Here is a 15,380-nt window from a genome sequence, read left to right on the forward strand (position 1 = left end):
TTGAATATTACGTTGGACATAGAAATTACGTTGGACATAGAAATCTCGATATTTTCTATTTTACCAGAGGAGGGAGATTATTTTTTTACGAGCCCTTAGGGATCTGATGCAACCAGAATTGTTGTGTCGTTCCTGCTATCAGCAACAAACTCCCATGTGTGAGATCAAGAGCCACTTTTCTCTCCGGTACGCTTTTGTGCTTGAGGTGGAATCGCCGGGTCGCACCGAAGCTGACAGAAGCGATGACGGGGTTCACTCCCAGCTCCTTTTCGTCATCACTGTGCCAGGAGACACTATTCGTCATCACTGTGCCAGGAGACACTATCGCGCTCAGATCGGTACTGGTTCAGGAGGACGCTATTGAAAGCGACACCGGCCATCTCTTCTGCGCGATGCCGGATCAGGAGCAGCACTAGCGTCCAGTCATCGGGCTGCATGGTAAAAATCAGGCGCGACCGCTATCGCCGTACCACGCCGTGAGGCGAGGCTGATCTACGAGGCGACCGAAGAGTCTAATCCTGATCAGACATTGGTCTCTTACTCTCTTGTGCCCATCACCCCGGCAAGGTATAGTTGAGCGTCACGCCGGGCACGTGAAATTCTTACTGCACCAAAATGAAGTAATTGTTGTCATATCTCTGTTTGTTCAGAACTATATACCGCCTATTGCATAGGATCTCCAAATGGGTTAATAGTTTATCTTGATAGGATAGGCTAAAACAGACCATTCAGCGACTGGGGCCAACCATAAACTCGCAAGTATAACGACACACTAGCCTGCTCTGAGCTATAATCATCAAATATTACTTTCTGCATAGCGATCAAAACGGTTTGATAAAATTAAGAATGTAGGTGCCCATAATCCAACAAAAATACCAAATCTTTCTCCATGTGCTTGAGTATCAGCGGACTTACCACTTGTCAGAAACCAGATAGCAATAGAACCAATGATAGATACGAAGCCTAGGACAAAGCAAAGGCTACTGAGTTGTTTTAGTTGATTTTTTTTCATTTTTCTTTCCCACCCCATACAACATATCTTTATTATAGCTAGTTCCCGTTTCTAAAGCTGAGTTCATTTTCGTTCATCGGTGTTACCTTTTCCATCTCGATGCCTTTCCAGATGAAGCGGTAGAGATCGGTATGGTAGCAGGCCCAGTAGTGGCACCTCGCCGTAAGGCCACGCGCCCGAAGCTGCCGCACGATGTCGCCGAAACGGAGGGAGCATCGTAGTCTTTAGGAGTCAAGTTTTTTCTTTCTTTGCACAACGATCACAACAACACCCGAGGCGAGCGTGAGAGCGCCTATGGTGGCGATAGACCAGGTAAACCCAAACCGATCCGCGAGCCAGCCTGCCAGAAGCGCCCCCACCGCGTAGCCCATGTCCCGCCAGAAGCGGTACACCCCGAGCGCACGAGCACGCCAGGCTGGCTCCGATGCGTCGCTCACTACAGCGATGAGGGTTGGGTAGACCATCGCCGTCCCGACTCCCAGTAGCACCGTCGAAGCCAGGAAGGTTGGCATCCCACCGGGCGCGAGCGCTAGGAAGATGCCAACTGCCTGCACCGCCATTCCAGAAGCAATGAGATGCCTTCGTTCTACTCGGTCAGAGAGCGGGCCGGTGGCAATTTGCAGCACGCTCCAAACAGCCGGGTAGACGAACTTCAGAAGCCCGATCTGTGCGATTCTGAGGCCGTGGGCCGCGAAGAAAAGCGGGAAGATTCCCCAGGCCATCCCATCGTTGAGATTGTTGACCAAGCCCGCCTGCGACACGGCGAACAGCTCACGGTCGCGCCAGCTCGCCTTCGTGAAGATCTCCCAGAAGGGTAGTGTTGTGGCGTTAGTGGAAGTCGTGACGAAGCGTTTGGTATCGCGTACCAGAATCGCGGAGAGTAGAAAACCGAGAACGCTGTATAGGACGCCGGGGTAGAAGGGCACGGGGCGAAGGCCGTAGCGCGTTGCCAGATAGCCCGTTAGCCAGGCGGTCGCTCCGACGGCGAAGTATCCCGAGAACTCATTGAGGCCGATAGCGAGGCCGCGCTGCTTCGGGCCCGCGAGGTCTATTTTCATCACCACCGCGACCGACCAAGTAAATCCTTGGTTAATGCCCAGCAGGATATTGGCCACGACGATCCACTCCCAGCGCGGGGCGTACATCAAGAGCCAGGGAACGGGCAGGCCGAAGAGCCAGCCCAGAACCAGCAGCGGCTTGCGTCCATAGCGATCCGCCATCGCCCCGGAGACCAGGTTGGTCAGCGCTTTGACGATGCCAAAGCTGACAATAAAGCTCGTGGCGACAACGCTGGAGGCAAGGCCAAAGGTGTGGCTGGCGAGCAGGGGAACCACGGTGCGCTCCAGCCCGACCATCCCTCCCACAAAGGCGTTGATAAGCACCAGAAGCGCGAACTGAGCCCAGTTCGTTCGCAGCCCCGTCGGCACGTTACTCCGCTCCTGAATTCATGTTGCCAGCGCCTGAGCAACTGGATAGCCTGCCGCTCGCCAGTCCGGTAGGCCAGCTTCCAGGCGATGGGCCGTAAACCCATTTCCCCTAAGAAGTGCAACAGCCTCATCCGCAAAGACGCAGTACGGCCCCCGACAGTAGGCGACAATCTCGGTGCCTGTCGGGAGTGTTGCTAGCTGCTGCTCCAGGCTGGTGATCGGCAGGGAGCGAGCGCCGGGAATGTGAGCAGCGCGGAACTCCTCGACGGGGCGAACGTCCAGCAGAACCACCTCGCCAAGCTCCAAGCGGCGGCGTAGCTCATCGAGGCGAATCGGCTCCAAAGCGGAGCGCTCCCCAAGCGTACTAGAAACCAGGCGCTCTATCTCTAAGAGCCGTGCCTCACCAACTTGACGTAGTGACTGCCAGAGCGCGAAGCTCTCAGGAGCGATTCGATAAAAGGCGAAGGTTCCCTCACGCCGCACCTCGACCAGACCCGCTGCCCGAAGTATCTGAAGATGCTGGCTAGCGTTTGCGATAGAGAGGTCGGTCTGCGAAGCGAGCGCCTCGACGCTGCGCTCTCCCTGGGCGAGCAGCTCCAGTAGCTCGATGCGACGACCGCTTGCGAGTGCCTTACCGATACGGGCGAACTGCTCGTAGAGCTGGTTCTTGAAGTCGCGTTTCTGTGCGGGTTCCATAATACCCATATTCAATCACTCAATTGAATATTATGCAAATGCATAATTGAGAAGAAGAGAGTCGGGTTACGCGACCACCAGTGTTCCCCGGAGCATCCCCATGCCGCAGGTAAAACTGTAGCGCCCTGGTTTGTCTGGCGTGAACTCCACGGCGGTCTTCTTGTGGGCGGGGAGCTTCTGGCGAATGCCAAAGTCAGGGAGGACGACCTCCTCGGAGCAGCTTGCCGTCTCAATCCGGTGGAAGATAAGCCGGACAGGAACCCCTGCTGTAAGCTGGATCGTCCCAGGTTCGTAGCCGCCCTCCACCGTGATCTCCACTTCCTGCATACCACTACTGGCCGTCGCTTTCTTCCCTTCCTGCTTGCCGAAGAAGAACCACAGGATAAAGGCGATGAGAGCTATGCCTACAACGATGACGATGATCTGGGAGGTATCCATACCTAGACCGCCTTCACTTTAAAGCTCTTGAGCCGTAGGCTATTGACCACAACCGAAACTGACGAGAGGCTCATGGCGGCGCTGGCAAATACGGGGGAGAGTAGCCAGCCGGTGAAAGGGTAGAGCAGTCCGGCAGCAATGGGGATTCCAACAAGGTTGTAGATAAACGCCCAGAAGAGGTTCTGCTTGATCGTCGTCATGGTCGCTTTGCTGAGGGCAATGGCGCTGGCGACACCGTTCAAATCACCCTTGATGAGCGTGATGTCCGAGGCTTCCATCGCCACATCGGTGCCGGTGCCAATCGCGATCCCGATATCAGCCTGGGCAAGTGCGGGAGCATCGTTGATGCCATCGCCTACCATGCCAACGACTCGTCCCAGCGCCTGAAGTCGCTTGATCTCCGCGACTTTATCTTGCGGAAGCACTTCGGCCACGACGCTCTCGATTCCGACCTGCGCAGCCACAGCATGTGCCGTTTTTTGGTTGTCTCCGGTGAGCATCACGACTTCCAGCCCAAGGCGCTTCAGCCGTGCGACTGCCTCTTTGGAGCTGGCTTTGATCGGATCAGCGACTGCGATAATCGCGAGGAGCTTGCCTGAGGCGGCGGCCAGCATGGGAGTCTTGCCTTCAAGAGCGAGTTGATCTAGCTGCAGAACGGCTGCGTCAATGGCGATACCTCGCTCCTCCAGAAACGCCTGGTTTCCAATCAGAACCTCGCGGCTCTCCACTTTCGCAACTGCGCCTCGGCCTAGAATCGCCTCGAAGTGCTCGGCGGCGGGAATCGTCAGGCCCTTCTCCTTGGCGGCTTTCACGATAGCGGCGGCGAGCGGGTGCTCGCTCAAGGCTTCCACGCCAGCGATCAGACGCAGAGCCTCGCTTTCGCTTCCACTAAACGTCACTAAGTCGGTGAGGGTGGGCTTGCCCTCGGTGATGGTGCCCGTCTTGTCCAGCACAATAGCGGTCATCTTGTACGCCTGCTCCAGCGCGGCTCCCCCCTTGATGAGTATGCCGGACTGCGCTCCTTTGCCGGTTCCTACCAGAATTGCGGTGGGTGTGGCGAGCCCGAGGGCACAAGGGCAAGCGATAACCAGCACCGAAACCGCATTCACGAAAGCCATGGTCAGGCGCGGGTCGGCAGGCGCGAAACTGAACCAAACCACAAAGGTTAGTACGGCAATAATCAGAACGACCGGGGTAAAGTATCCGCTCACCGTGTCGGCAAGGCGAGCAATCGGAGCGCGGGAGCCCTGGGCATCCTGCACCAGCCGCACGATCTGAGCGAGCGCCGTATCCAGCCCGACGTGAGTTGCCTTCACTCGAAGTGATCCGGTGGCGTTCATGGTCGCCCCGAAGACTTCATCACCGATAGCTTTACTCACGGGCAGACTTTCACCCGTCAGCATGGACTCATCTACCGACGAGGTGCCTCCCGCGACGATGCCATCCACAGGGATCTTCTCACCGGGGCGCACGAGCACAATGTCGCTGATGGCGACTGCCTCGATGGGGATGTCTAGCTCGCTGCCATCCCGCAAAACGCGGGCAGTCTTAGCCTGGAGTCCCATCAGCTTCTTAATCGCCTCACCGGTCTTGCCCTTGGCACGGGCTTCGAGGAGCTTGCCAAGCAGCAGAAAGGTAATGATCGCTGCGGCGGCCTCAAAGTAGACAGCGGGCATTCCCGAGTGCCCCATACCATTACTGTTGACTTGGGCAAAGGCATGGGGAAATAAGGTTGCCAGAACGGAGTAGCCGTACGCTGCTCCCGAGCCGATAGCAACTAGTAGGTTCATATCAGCTGCACGGTGCCGAAGTGCTTTCCAGGCTCCACTGAAAAAGTGAGCGCCGCCATAGAACAGTACGGGAGTTGCCAATACGAGCTGCACTACATTCATCCCCACGAACTCGATCTTACCGTGTAGCATTGCAAGGGTCAGGAGTGGCACTGTGAGAACCGTAGAGACCGTAAAGCTCCGGGTAAGGTCTTTGACTTCGTCCGCACGCGCTTTCTCCTCTGCCTCTAATGCCTCCTCGGGGCGCTGGATCAGAGCTGCGCCGTAGCCGGTGTCTTTGACAACACCAACCAGATTCTCTATCGAAGTAGTCTTCGCATCGAAAGTGACACGGGCACGGCTGGTCGCGTAGTTGACACCAGCGACGCTCACACCGGAAGCGAGGCCGAGCTGCTTTTCGATGCGCCGCGCACAAGCAGCACACGACATTCCCGTAACAGAAAGGTCGGCGGTCTGCTCAGCAGAATCAGGAGTGGCAGAAGGCGTGGTCATTTAAGCCAGGGGTGTTTTCGTGAGAGAATTCATGAGGCGGTGAAACCGGCTTTTGCCATTGCTGCCTTAATGGATTCAGGCGTAGTGGCATCCTCATGGGCGACGGTGACGCGCTTGGTGTCTATATCCACCTGGATATCACTCACACCTGCGACGGCTCCGACGGACTTCTTGATGGCGCTCGCGCACCCACCGCACGTAATATCTAGCGCGGTCAGAGTAGTTGTTTTCATCATTTTGTCTTCTTTCTATTTAAGGAATCGGCTCAGAACGGTCTTGACTTCCTCAACGAGCTGCTCCTGGGTCATGGGCTTGGCGCACTCGTGCTCACTCGCCGTGCCATGCCCAACGACGCACGAGCTAACATGCTCGCTCAGAAGCTCCACTCCCAGGCTATCCAGCGCGGAGCGGACGGCAGCGATCTGAGTGAGAATGTCCACACAGTAGCGGTCTTCCTCCACCATACGCTGGATACCAGCGACTTGCCCCGCGATACGATTTAGGCGGGTCGTGAGCTTCTTACGAGATTCGGGTGTTTTATTCATAGGTTCAGAGTCATATAGAGGCTCCTTGTCAATATACCCCCATAGGGTATATTTCGCAAGTGAACTCTTTTGGGAAACTCTTAACGCTAAGACTTCCGTTGTATGTTCTTGGGGGAGATCACTCCCGTATCTGAAAGTTACGCATCATGCCCCGGTCTTCGTGCTCCAGGTTGTGGCAGTGGTAGAGGAAGAGACCCGGATACTTTTCAAAGCGCATGAGGAGCTTGACGCTCTCGCCCGGCAGGACGAGCACGGTGTCTTTCCAACCCTCGTCCACGAAGCCCTCTCGCAGGCTCTTGGACTGCGCGGCAAAAGCAGGGTTCATGCGGCGCTCCAGTACCTGAAACTGCTTGCCGTGGACGTGCAGGGGATGGGCTATTGCCATATTCCCCATCATGCCCATGCCTCCCATTCCCGCTTGTGGCTTATTGATGAACTCCCAGAGCTCCAGCGTGTCCAGGCGAACCGACTCCCCGGCAGCAACCTCGTTCATCTTGAACGTGCGCCCATTGAGCAGCCAGATCATGTGGCCCATCGAGACTGCGAACCGCCGTGTTTTTGCATTGACAGCATCGCCAAGGCGATAGCGTGTGATTGGGGTGAGCGTTGCGGGCAGGACAAAGCGCTCTTTCTCTTCCCGAGTCACCGCGAACTTGAGGACGGAAAACGCAGCACCATTGGGCAAGCTTGTACTTGCCCCCATCATGCCTCCCATCATTCCCATCCCGCTCATTGTGCCAGCGGCGGCACCGGAAAACTCCAGGCTCCGTAGCTCCAGCCGCGTACTCAGCGGATACTTGCTGAAGTCCACGAAAATCTCGATCCGCTCGGCAGGAGCGAGCGTGACATAGCCTCGCTCCACGGGCTTTTCGAGTAGCCCACCATCCGTGCCAATCACTGTTAGTGGGGTGCCATCACTCCAAGCGAGCTTGTAGATGCGGGAGTTAGACCCGTTCAGCAAACGTAGCCGATAGGCCCGTGTTGCCACATTCAGAGTCGCATTAGGTCGACCATTGACCAGAATCCGATCCCCCAGAAACCCGTTCATCCCCTCCATCATTCCAGCCATCATCGAGCCGCCCAGATAAACGAGCTGGTTGTCCTCATTCACCTTGCGATCCTGAAGAACAAGCGGCAGTTCATACGCCCCTGACGGCAGACCAAGGCGCTGCTCCTCTTCGTCCTCGATGATCAGTAGACCAGTCAATCCTCGGTAGACCTGAGGGCCAGTCTGATTATGTGAGTGCGGGTGGTACCAGTAGGTGCCCGCCCGATTAATGACCTCGAACTCGTAGACGAAGCTCTCTCCTGGAGCGATGACATCGCGTGGGTGGCCATCCATGGCGGCTGGTACGTGCAAACCGTGCCAGTGGATGATGGAGTATTCCGGCAGGTCGTTGGTATAGCGGATGCGCACCTTCTGGCCTTTTCGCAGGCGGATCGTAGGGCCTAAGTAGGAGCCGGGCAGCTCTTGAAGGCAGCGGGGATCGCCGCGCAGTACCGTGCCGGAGTACTTCCAAACCTGTGTTGGCTCACCGGGGAGAACCGACACCTTTGCCGGGCTTGCCTTGAGGGCGATCTCTACATCTGGAACGAAGCTGTTTTGAAGGGAACTCATGAAACTTGTCTTTCTTTACTTCATCACTCGGGTCTCGTTTGGATGCTAGCCCGGCCAAGGCGAGAGTACCTCCCCGAAACGACGTATTCTGCTATGGATGTTCGAATTGTGGAGGGGTTCCCTGAGAAACCGTTGATCACTGTGGGGCAATAAAAACGCTAAAAAATAAAATGAGGGGAAACCTTTCGCGCCGCTTGTACGTCTGTATAGGAAGAAGATACCCATAGGGGGTATTCTCTAAAGACACTAAAATGATTAGGCGATTCACGACACTCTGGCTCCTTACGGTGGCGCTGCTGGGCAACTTGCTCAGCCCAGCGCTCGCCCAGAGCTGTGTCGCGCCAGAAACCTCTTCTCACGTTTGCCCGATGAGCGGCAAACCGATGAAGACTTGCTGCTGCTGTCCTACGGGAAATGCACACACACCAACTAACTACGCCCCTCAGCTCAGCGCGGTCAGCAATCCCTGCGCCTGCCAGATTACACCCGCTCAAGCACATGCTACCAGCGACAACTTGGTGCCGCTCACCCCAGAGGTAACAGCCTTTGCTGCCCTTGGTAGCATTCTCTACACAACTCCGCCGGTCGCTACGTTTAGCACGTCGCCGCTCGCCCAGCAGACCCAAACCCTACAAACTCTTCCCCGCGCTCCCGACAGCGGACGTGCGCCTCCTGTTTCCTGACACGATTACTTTTCGTCGTCCCGCCTCGGCTCTTAACTTCTTAGCTACTGAGGCACTGTGAAACAGGAGAATTTGGAAATGTTTACTCGGAAATTTATACGGGCGGCCCTGCCATTGGTGGCTCTTACAACGCTTTTTGTCTTCCCTCAAGCCGTCTACGCCCAGGCCACTGCGCCCGCTACGCTTCAGAAAACGGTTGGTAAATACGCCATCTCACTACGCTTGCCCCCCGAAGGGGTGTTTGCTGGCGAGCAGGTTGATATCGAGTTTAGGCTCACCGATACCAGTAAGATCGACCCGGTCTCTGGTGCAACAGGCGTGGTCCGTGTCCAGACCCGCGCTATCATCACCATGCCAGAGATGGCCGGGATGCCCGCGCAGAGTCCCAAAGTCCACACGGAAGGTGTTCCCGGGGATTACGGCCTGGAGTGCTTCTTCCCTCACGGCGGCCAGTACCAGATAGCACTGAGCCTGACTCCCCCCGGCGCGACCAAGCCCATCATGGCGAGCTTTCTAGTGGATGTCCAGGATGCCGAAGCGCGTAGCGGCAAGAAACCCGCGCCCAAACCCTACTTCGTCGAGGTCAAGAGCCTTGGTGCTGCCGGTGCGAGAAAACCTGTCGAGCTGCGCTTCACGATTCGGGACACAAAGACCAAGACAGTTGTGAAAGACTTCGATATCGCTCACACCAAGGTCTTTCACTTGCTGATGGCAAGTAGCGATCTTTCCTGGTTCGCCCACGAGCACCCCGTGCCCCAGCCCGATGGCAGTTTCACGATCTCCCAAGTGTTTCCCACGGGCGGCACCTATCGAATCTACGCCGATGTCGCCCCAAAAGGCGCAGGCTCCCAGATTCTAGGAACGACTCTCAAAGTGAGTGGGGCAGTGCCGAAGGCAACCCCGCTCGTTCCGGCAGGAACCAAGAACACGGTGGAGGGCATCACGGCCAATCTAAAAGCCGTCGCGCCGATTCCGGTGGGCCGTAGCACGGTGCTGACGTTCAAGCTAACAGATGATGCCACAGGCAAGCCGATTACCGATCTGGAGCCGTATCTGGGGGCATTTGGGCACCTGATGATCATTCACCAAGACGGTCAGACGGTCGTACATAGTCACCCAGCAGAAGATGAGGCAGGTCTGGCGGCATCGAAACAAGGAAACGTCGCCTTCAACGCCCGCTTCCCCAAACCCGGGATCTACAAAGCGTGGGGACAGTTCCAACGCGGCGGGAAAGTCATCACCATTCCCTTTGTGCTGAGTATCGGAGGCGCGAAGTGAGAAGGGTCTTTCTCTTGTTGATGGCACTAGCACTTGTCGGCCCTGCCCTAGCACATCCCCCTAAGGGAGGTAAGCGCGGCCCAACAAAAGCTGCCCCCTTCTTGAAGCAAGCGCTCGCGGCTAAGAAAAAGGGCGACACCAAAGCCTACGAGGTGGCAATGCTGGCAGCAAAGAAGATTCTCGCCGAAGAAGGGCGCTACTCCTGCTGCATGAAGGGTGGCTGCGACGAGTGCGCGGTCGAGGGAAACTGCGGCTGCGGTGCGAACCTCTTTGAGAAGAAGGGAGTCTGCAAGACCTGCCTGGCGGGAATCAAGGCAGGCAACGGTAAGTACGATGAGGGCGTCACGCCAGAGATGCTCTTTGAGCAGGCTATGGAGATGGCGATGCAGGGGACGTTCGGCCCGTGGAGCATGAGCCGCGAAGGCTCAGGGACGACCTGGCTCCCGGAGTCCAGCCCGATGTACGGAAAGATGAGTGAGCGCGGCCCCTGGCAAATCATGCAGATGGGAACCGCCGTTGCCGCCTTCACCGATGCGGGCGGCAAGCGCGGCGAGAGCCAGGCGTATAGCGCGAGTCAGTTCATGCTCATGGGACAGAAGCGCGATGAGCAGAACCGGATTCTGGGCCTGCGTGGGATGTTCTCGCTGGATGCCCTCACCAATGGAAAGAACGGCTACCCGAACCTCTTCCAGACCGGCGAGACCAACAACGGCCAGCCGCTTAAAGACCGACAACACCCACACGATCTCATCATGGAGCTCGCCGCGACGTATAGTACTCCACTTGGCGGAAACACACGCGGATTTGTCTATCTCGCTCCTGCGGGTGAGCCTGCCATCGGCCCGGCGGCGTTTCCGCACCGGCCCTCGGCCTGGGATAACCCGAGTGCTCCCATCTCACACCACTGGCTCGACGGAACCCACATTACCTACGGCGTCGCGACAGCGGGCATTACTATCGCTGACAAGTGGAAGCTGGAAGGCTCGGTGTTCAATGGCCGCGAGCCTAACGAGAACCGCTACAACATTGACCCGATTCACCTCAACTCCTACGCAGGTCGGGTGAGTGTTAACCCGACGAAAGACCTGAGTTTCCAAGCCTCGTATGGCTTCCTGAAATCCCCAGAGACACTGGAGCCGGGCATCAACCAGCACCGACTGACAGTCTCTGCAATGCACAACCGTGCCTTCGAGAACGGAGACAACCTCGCCTCGATGATTGCAGTTGGCCAGAACATCAAACCCGGCGCGAAGACCACGGCACTTCTCGCGGAGACGGCCTACACCCATGGACGGCAGACCTACTTTGCCCGTCTGGATAACACGCAGAAAGACGAGCTGGTCGGGGTGCCTGCGGGAATCTACCGCGTTCAGAAGCTCTCTGTCGGCGGCGTCCATAACCTCAAACAAAATGAGCAGGGTCAGCAGGGCATCGGTGCATCGCTGGACTTCTACTCCTATCCGTCGACGCTCAAGACGTCTTATGGCAGTGCGCCGGTCTCGGTCAATGTCTTCTACCGCTGGCGATTCGGGAAGATGTAAGCACGAAGTCGCCCTCGTCTTTTGTGACGAAGTATCGTCATATGAACCGAATCGCATTTACCGCACTTTCGGCCCTTACTCTCGTCGCCACGTCCGCCCTTGCCCAGAAAGCAGAGAGGGGCCAGAGGATGCCTGGCATGACTTGCTGCCAGGCATAGACCACCAAGGCAGGCGCTCCCACGCCCCGGAGCCACGATCAGCTCAAGGCCAGCGACCTACCACTTTTCGCCTTGATCGAAGAAACCTTCGCCTACACCGACCACGACGACTGGCGATTCTCGAAGTAGTGTCTGCCGCTGTTTTATCCGCCCACAGAACGTGGGCGTCAAGAAGCCGTTGGCTAGGAAATCGCTCCGCGATTGGGAAACCCACGTGAACTCGGCAGTCGCGGAGCGACTTTTTGGCGGCACGCCTTATGACGCCCACGTTCTGTGGGCGGATCGCGAAGCGCCCGATAGTCTCCTCACTGGCCATTTTGTAGCTCGTGCCGGGGCAGAAGCGCACATCGTAATCGTAGTGGGAGACACGCACTTTGGGTCAGACGGGGAGGATTCCTAGCTTCTGCATCACAACGGCAGGCGTTTCTTCCCGAAGTTGTGCCAGCTCCACCACCGCCTCCAGGCACGTCACTTGCCACCGCTCGATCTGCGAGAGAAGACTTAGGCGCTCCACGTACTCGACGGGCGTAAGAATAGCTTTATCGGCCCGCGCATCCAGCTCCGCCTTACGCTTCCAGAAGCTCTCCGGGAGTCCGTCGGAAATCATCGGTCGGTCGGCCCTGCTTCTTCGCGAGGGCCTCCAAACGGCGCTGTGTCGGTTTGTCGAGCGTGATGGTCATGAGGAAATTATACCGCTACGCATATTCAGATATACTTTTTCTGCTTGTGAGCAATCTCAAGCCTACTTCACTTTGGCCAAGGGATAAAGAAGTAGCGCCTGCTAGTTTAATACCAGCAGAGGCGGGATGTGATCTGCAAGACCCGTTGTAAACACCAGGCATCTTTGGATGTCGGGCAAAGGCCACAAAGCCGCAGCCGTGCGGGGAGAACAAACACGGAAAACGAGCAGGAGGAAGTTCCTCCTGCTCATCTTGTTACAGGCCCATTCATGGGTCTTGCCGCCACCCAGAGGGTGCCCGGCGGGCCGGTTTACCCGCCCGAATGTTACGCCCGTGCGACGAGTTGCCGTAGCACGTACGGGAGAATCCCGCCGTGGAGGTAGTATTCCACCTCAATCGGGGTGTCTATTCGCAGGATGACCGGCTGGGGGGTGGTGCTGCCGTCGGCCTTGGTGATGGTCAGCGTGAGGCCCATGCGCGGCGTGATGCCGTTTGCTACGCCCGTCAGGTCAAACGTCTCCGTGCCCGTGAGGCCGAGCGTTGTGGCGCTGACACCCTCGGGGAACTGGCAGGGGAGGACGCCCATTCCCACCAGGTTGCTGCGGTGGATGCGCTCGAAGCTCTGCGCGATCACCGCCTTCACGCCCTGGAGCGCCGTGCCCTTGGCCGCCCAGTCGCGGCTGGAGCCCGTGCCGTACTCCTGGCCCGCCAGAATCACCAGTGGCACGCCCGCAGCCTTGTACTCCATCGCCGCATCGTAGATCGCCACGGGCTCGCCCATACCATTGATCTTGGTGACACCGCCCTCGACGCCTGGCACCATGAGGTTTTTAATGCGGACATTGGCGAACGTCCCGCGCACCATTACTCTATCGTTGCCCCGGCGCGAGCCGTAGCTATTGAAGTCTGTCGCCTCGACGCCGTGCTCCACCAAGTAGCGACCGGCGGGCGAGCTGGCCTTGATCGCCCCGGCGGGGGAGATATGATCCGTTGTCACCGAGTCGCCCAGAATGGCGAGAGGCTTAGCCCCGAGTACATCAGCGGCGATCCCGGCATCCGGGCCGAAGTTCTCGAAGTACGGTGGGTGTTGGATGTAGGTCGAGTTGTCGTCCCAGGCGTAGAGATCGCCGGTGCTGGAGCTAATCTCCTGCCAGAGCGGGTTCTGCTCCGCAAAGCCCGCGTAGAGCTTCTGGAAGACCGCCGGGTCCTCGGCGCTACCGATCAGCGCGGCCACTTCTTGCGGAGTCGGCCAGATGTCTTTCAGATAGACCGGATTGCCATCACTGCCTGTGCCCAGCGCTTCAGTTGTCAGATCAATTGTGACGGAACCAGCAAGTGCGTAGGCGACGACCAGCGGCGGGGACATCAGGAAGTTGGCTTTCACGTTTTGATGAACGCGCGCCTCGAAGTTGCGGTTCCCCGAGAGCACGGCGGCGACGGTGAGATTGTTCTCGACCACGGTTTTCTCGATTGAGGCATCCAGCGGGCCAGAGTTCCCGATACAGGTCGTGCAACCATAGCCGACGGTCTGGAAGCCCAGCGTGTCCAGGTAGCTCTGGAGGCCTGTTTTTTCTAAGTAGTCCGTCACGACGCGAGAACCTGGCCCAAGGCTGGTTTTGACGGTCTCGCGAACGGTCAGGCCCTTCTCGACAGCCTTCTTGGCAACTAAGCCCGCGGCGAGCATGACACTCGGGTTGCTTGTGTTGGTGCAGCTTGTGATGGCCGCGATCACCACATCGCCGTTGGAGAGCGACTCATCCGCCAGATTTCTAGCTCCCCCGCTTGCGGGGGCGGGGGGGGCCATCGGGAGAATCGCAAAGCGCTTGGGCTGCTCGGCGAGCAAGTCCTCGAACTTCTCTTTCACATCGGTGAGCGCGATACGGTCCTGGGGACGCTTCGGCCCGGCGACGCTCGGCACAACCGTGGAGAGATCAAGCGTGAGCAGCTGGCTGTAGGCAAGCTCTCCAGCAGCGGGCATACCAAACAGGCCCTGCGCCTTGAAGTACTGGCGGAACGCATCCACTTGGTCTTGCGTACGGCCCGTGTTCGTTAAGTAGCGGCAAGACTCCTCGTCGGCAGGGAAGAAGCCCATGGTCGCGCCGTACTCAGGGGCCATGTTCGCGATTGTCGCACGGTCGGTCAGGCTGAGAGAGGCCGCGCCCTCGCCGTGGAACTCCACAAACTTGCCGACCACTTTGGCCGCACGCAACATCTCGGTGAGCGTCAGGACTAAGTCCGTCGCCGTGACGCCCGGCGTGAGTGCACCAGTGAGAGTAACGCCGACCACATCGGGCGTGAGGAAGTAGACCGGCTGCCCCAGCATTCCCGCCTCGGCCTCGATCCCACCAACACCCCAGCCCACAATGCCCAGCCCGTTGATCATGGTGGTGTGGGAGTCTGTCCCGACCAGCGTGTCTGGGTAGAAGATGCCCTCACCATCCACCAGAACACCCTTGGCGAGATACTCCAAGTTCACCTGGTGCACGATCCCGATGCCCGGCGGCACGACGCTAAACGTATCAAATGCCTGCATACCCCACTTCAGAAACTGATAGCGTTGCTCGTTGCGCGCGAACTCAATCTCCATGTTCTTCTGAAGTGCGTCCGCGCTCTCGCTGACATCAACTTGAATGGAGTGATCCACAACCAAGTCAACCGGCACCAGCGGCTCGATGATCTTCGGGTTCTTACCCAGCTTTGCGGCGGCATCGCGCATCGCCGCTAAGTCAACCAGAAGCGGCACGCCGGTAAAGTCTTGCAGCACGACGCGAGCAACGACAAAGGGAATCTCCGCCGTGCGCTCCTCATTGGCGGCCCAGTTCGCCAGGTTCTTAACATCCTGATCAGCAACCCGGACACCATCGCAGTTACGCAGCACAGACTCCAGCACGATACGAATGGAGACGGGCAGCTTTGACACAGGACCGATCCCCATTTTCTCTAACTCGGGCAGCGAACAATACTTGCCGGTTTTTCCTCCAGCGTAGGTGAACTCACGAATCACATCAAACATGAAAACAAC

The 15,380-nt window shown here is 57.8% G+C and carries 15 protein-coding genes; 3 read left to right on the plus strand and 12 right to left on the minus strand.

Going from position 1 to position 15,380, the window contains the following annotated elements; genetic code table 11:
• Positions 1-85: 85 nt before the first annotated feature.
• The 10 genes from ACH2ED_RS14870 to ACH2ED_RS14915 all read right to left on the minus strand — a co-directional run bounded on the left by ACH2ED_RS14870 (position 86) and on the right by ACH2ED_RS14915 (position 8,018).
• On the minus strand, positions 86-304 hold the full coding sequence (locus tag ACH2ED_RS14870; RefSeq protein ID WP_395092729.1) for an alpha-ketoglutarate-dependent dioxygenase AlkB: 219 nt from the start codon (positions 302-304) through the stop codon (positions 86-88).
• Positions 294-437, minus strand: a complete 144-nt coding sequence (locus tag ACH2ED_RS14875) for a hypothetical protein (protein ID WP_395092611.1) — start codon at positions 435-437, stop codon at positions 294-296. The genes ACH2ED_RS14870 and ACH2ED_RS14875 overlap by 11 nt, the downstream gene beginning before the upstream one ends.
• 359 nt (positions 438-796) lie before the next feature.
• Positions 797-1,012 carry a hypothetical protein gene (locus tag ACH2ED_RS14880; RefSeq protein WP_395092614.1) on the minus strand — a complete coding sequence of 72 codons (216 nt, stop codon included), beginning with the start codon at positions 1,010-1,012 and terminating at the stop codon, positions 797-799.
• Between the two features lie 224 nt (positions 1,013-1,236).
• Positions 1,237-2,439 carry an MFS transporter gene (locus ACH2ED_RS14885; protein ID WP_395092617.1) on the minus strand — a complete coding sequence of 401 codons (1,203 nt, stop codon included), beginning with the start codon at positions 2,437-2,439 and terminating at the stop codon, positions 1,237-1,239.
• Positions 2,440-2,457: 18 nt separating this feature from the next.
• Entirely contained in the window at positions 2,458-3,135 is a 678-nt protein-coding gene (locus ACH2ED_RS14890; protein ID WP_395092620.1) for an ArsR/SmtB family transcription factor, read from the minus strand.
• Positions 3,136-3,201: 66 nt separating this feature from the next.
• Positions 3,202-3,573, minus strand: coding sequence for a cupredoxin domain-containing protein (locus tag ACH2ED_RS14895; protein ID WP_395092622.1), 372 nt, complete (start codon positions 3,571-3,573; stop codon positions 3,202-3,204).
• 2 nt (positions 3,574-3,575) lie between these two features.
• A complete protein-coding gene (locus ACH2ED_RS14900; protein WP_395092624.1) occupies positions 3,576-5,855 on the minus strand; it encodes a heavy metal translocating P-type ATPase in 2,280 nt (759 codons plus the stop codon).
• A 29-nt stretch (positions 5,856-5,884) separates the two neighbouring features.
• Positions 5,885-6,091, minus strand: a complete 207-nt coding sequence (locus tag ACH2ED_RS14905; protein ID WP_395092627.1) for a heavy-metal-associated domain-containing protein — start codon at positions 6,089-6,091, stop codon at positions 5,885-5,887.
• Between the two features lie 12 nt (positions 6,092-6,103).
• A complete protein-coding gene (locus tag ACH2ED_RS14910; protein ID WP_395092630.1) occupies positions 6,104-6,400 on the minus strand; it encodes a metal-sensitive transcriptional regulator in 297 nt (98 codons plus the stop codon).
• 118 nt (positions 6,401-6,518) lie between these two features.
• Complete coding sequence (locus ACH2ED_RS14915; protein ID WP_395092633.1) at positions 6,519-8,018, minus strand: multicopper oxidase family protein; 1,500 nt, start codon at positions 8,016-8,018, stop codon at positions 6,519-6,521.
• A gap of 251 nt (positions 8,019-8,269) precedes the next feature.
• Here ACH2ED_RS14915 and ACH2ED_RS14920 point away from each other — a divergent pair, with 251 nt between their 5' ends.
• From ACH2ED_RS14920 to ACH2ED_RS14930, 3 genes are all read left to right on the plus strand, one after another.
• Complete coding sequence (locus ACH2ED_RS14920; RefSeq protein WP_395092635.1) at positions 8,270-8,701, plus strand: hypothetical protein; 432 nt, start codon at positions 8,270-8,272, stop codon at positions 8,699-8,701.
• A gap of 78 nt (positions 8,702-8,779) precedes the next feature.
• Positions 8,780-9,979, plus strand: coding sequence for a FixH family protein (locus ACH2ED_RS14925; RefSeq protein WP_395092638.1), 1,200 nt, complete (start codon positions 8,780-8,782; stop codon positions 9,977-9,979).
• Positions 9,976-11,520: a hypothetical protein gene (locus tag ACH2ED_RS14930; protein WP_395092641.1), complete on the plus strand. Its 1,545-nt coding sequence runs from the start codon at positions 9,976-9,978 to the stop codon at positions 11,518-11,520. The genes ACH2ED_RS14925 and ACH2ED_RS14930 overlap by 4 nt, the downstream gene beginning before the upstream one ends.
• A 537-nt stretch (positions 11,521-12,057) precedes the next feature.
• On the opposite strand, the gene ACH2ED_RS14935 is transcribed toward ACH2ED_RS14930, so the two are convergent.
• Together ACH2ED_RS14935 and acnA are read right to left on the minus strand one after the other, a co-directional pair.
• Complete coding sequence (locus ACH2ED_RS14935; protein ID WP_395092644.1) at positions 12,058-12,285, minus strand: hypothetical protein; 228 nt, start codon at positions 12,283-12,285, stop codon at positions 12,058-12,060.
• A gap of 398 nt (positions 12,286-12,683) precedes the next feature.
• Positions 12,684-15,371, minus strand: a complete 2,688-nt coding sequence (gene acnA, locus ACH2ED_RS14940; protein WP_395092646.1) for an aconitate hydratase AcnA — start codon at positions 15,369-15,371, stop codon at positions 12,684-12,686.
• Between the last annotated feature and the right edge of the window lie 9 nt (positions 15,372-15,380).

The sequence above is a fragment of the Armatimonas sp. genome (assembly GCF_043757465.1).
In the GTDB taxonomy this organism is placed as follows: domain Bacteria; phylum Armatimonadota; class Armatimonadia; order Armatimonadales; family Armatimonadaceae; genus Armatimonas.

Bases quoted from the DNA above. Each gene is read 5' to 3' on its own strand.
- ACH2ED_RS14870 (WP_395092729.1), bottom strand. From the start codon at position 304: ATGACGAATAGTGTCTCCTGGCACAGTGATGACGAAAAGGAGCTGGGA.
- ACH2ED_RS14875 (WP_395092611.1), bottom strand. From the start codon at position 437: ATGCAGCCCGATGACTGGACGCTAGTGCTGCTCCTGATCCGGCATCGC.
- ACH2ED_RS14880 (WP_395092614.1), bottom strand. From the start codon at position 1,012: ATGAAAAAAAATCAACTAAAACAACTCAGTAGCCTTTGCTTTGTCCTA.
- ACH2ED_RS14890 (WP_395092620.1), bottom strand. From the start codon at position 3,135: ATGGAACCCGCACAGAAACGCGACTTCAAGAACCAGCTCTACGAGCAG.
- ACH2ED_RS14895 (WP_395092622.1), bottom strand. From the start codon at position 3,573: ATGGATACCTCCCAGATCATCGTCATCGTTGTAGGCATAGCTCTCATC.
- ACH2ED_RS14900 (WP_395092624.1), bottom strand. From the start codon at position 5,855: ATGACCACGCCTTCTGCCACTCCTGATTCTGCTGAGCAGACCGCCGAC.
- ACH2ED_RS14905 (WP_395092627.1), bottom strand. From the start codon at position 6,091: ATGATGAAAACAACTACTCTGACCGCGCTAGATATTACGTGCGGTGGG.
- ACH2ED_RS14910 (WP_395092630.1), bottom strand. From the start codon at position 6,400: ATGAATAAAACACCCGAATCTCGTAAGAAGCTCACGACCCGCCTAAAT.
- ACH2ED_RS14915 (WP_395092633.1), bottom strand. From the start codon at position 8,018: ATGAGTTCCCTTCAAAACAGCTTCGTTCCAGATGTAGAGATCGCCCTC.
- ACH2ED_RS14920 (WP_395092635.1), top strand. From the start codon at position 8,270: ATGATTAGGCGATTCACGACACTCTGGCTCCTTACGGTGGCGCTGCTG.
- ACH2ED_RS14925 (WP_395092638.1), top strand. From the start codon at position 8,780: ATGTTTACTCGGAAATTTATACGGGCGGCCCTGCCATTGGTGGCTCTT.
- ACH2ED_RS14935 (WP_395092644.1), bottom strand. From the start codon at position 12,285: ATGATTTCCGACGGACTCCCGGAGAGCTTCTGGAAGCGTAAGGCGGAG.
- acnA (WP_395092646.1), bottom strand. From the start codon at position 15,371: ATGTTTGATGTGATTCGTGAGTTCACCTACGCTGGAGGAAAAACCGGC.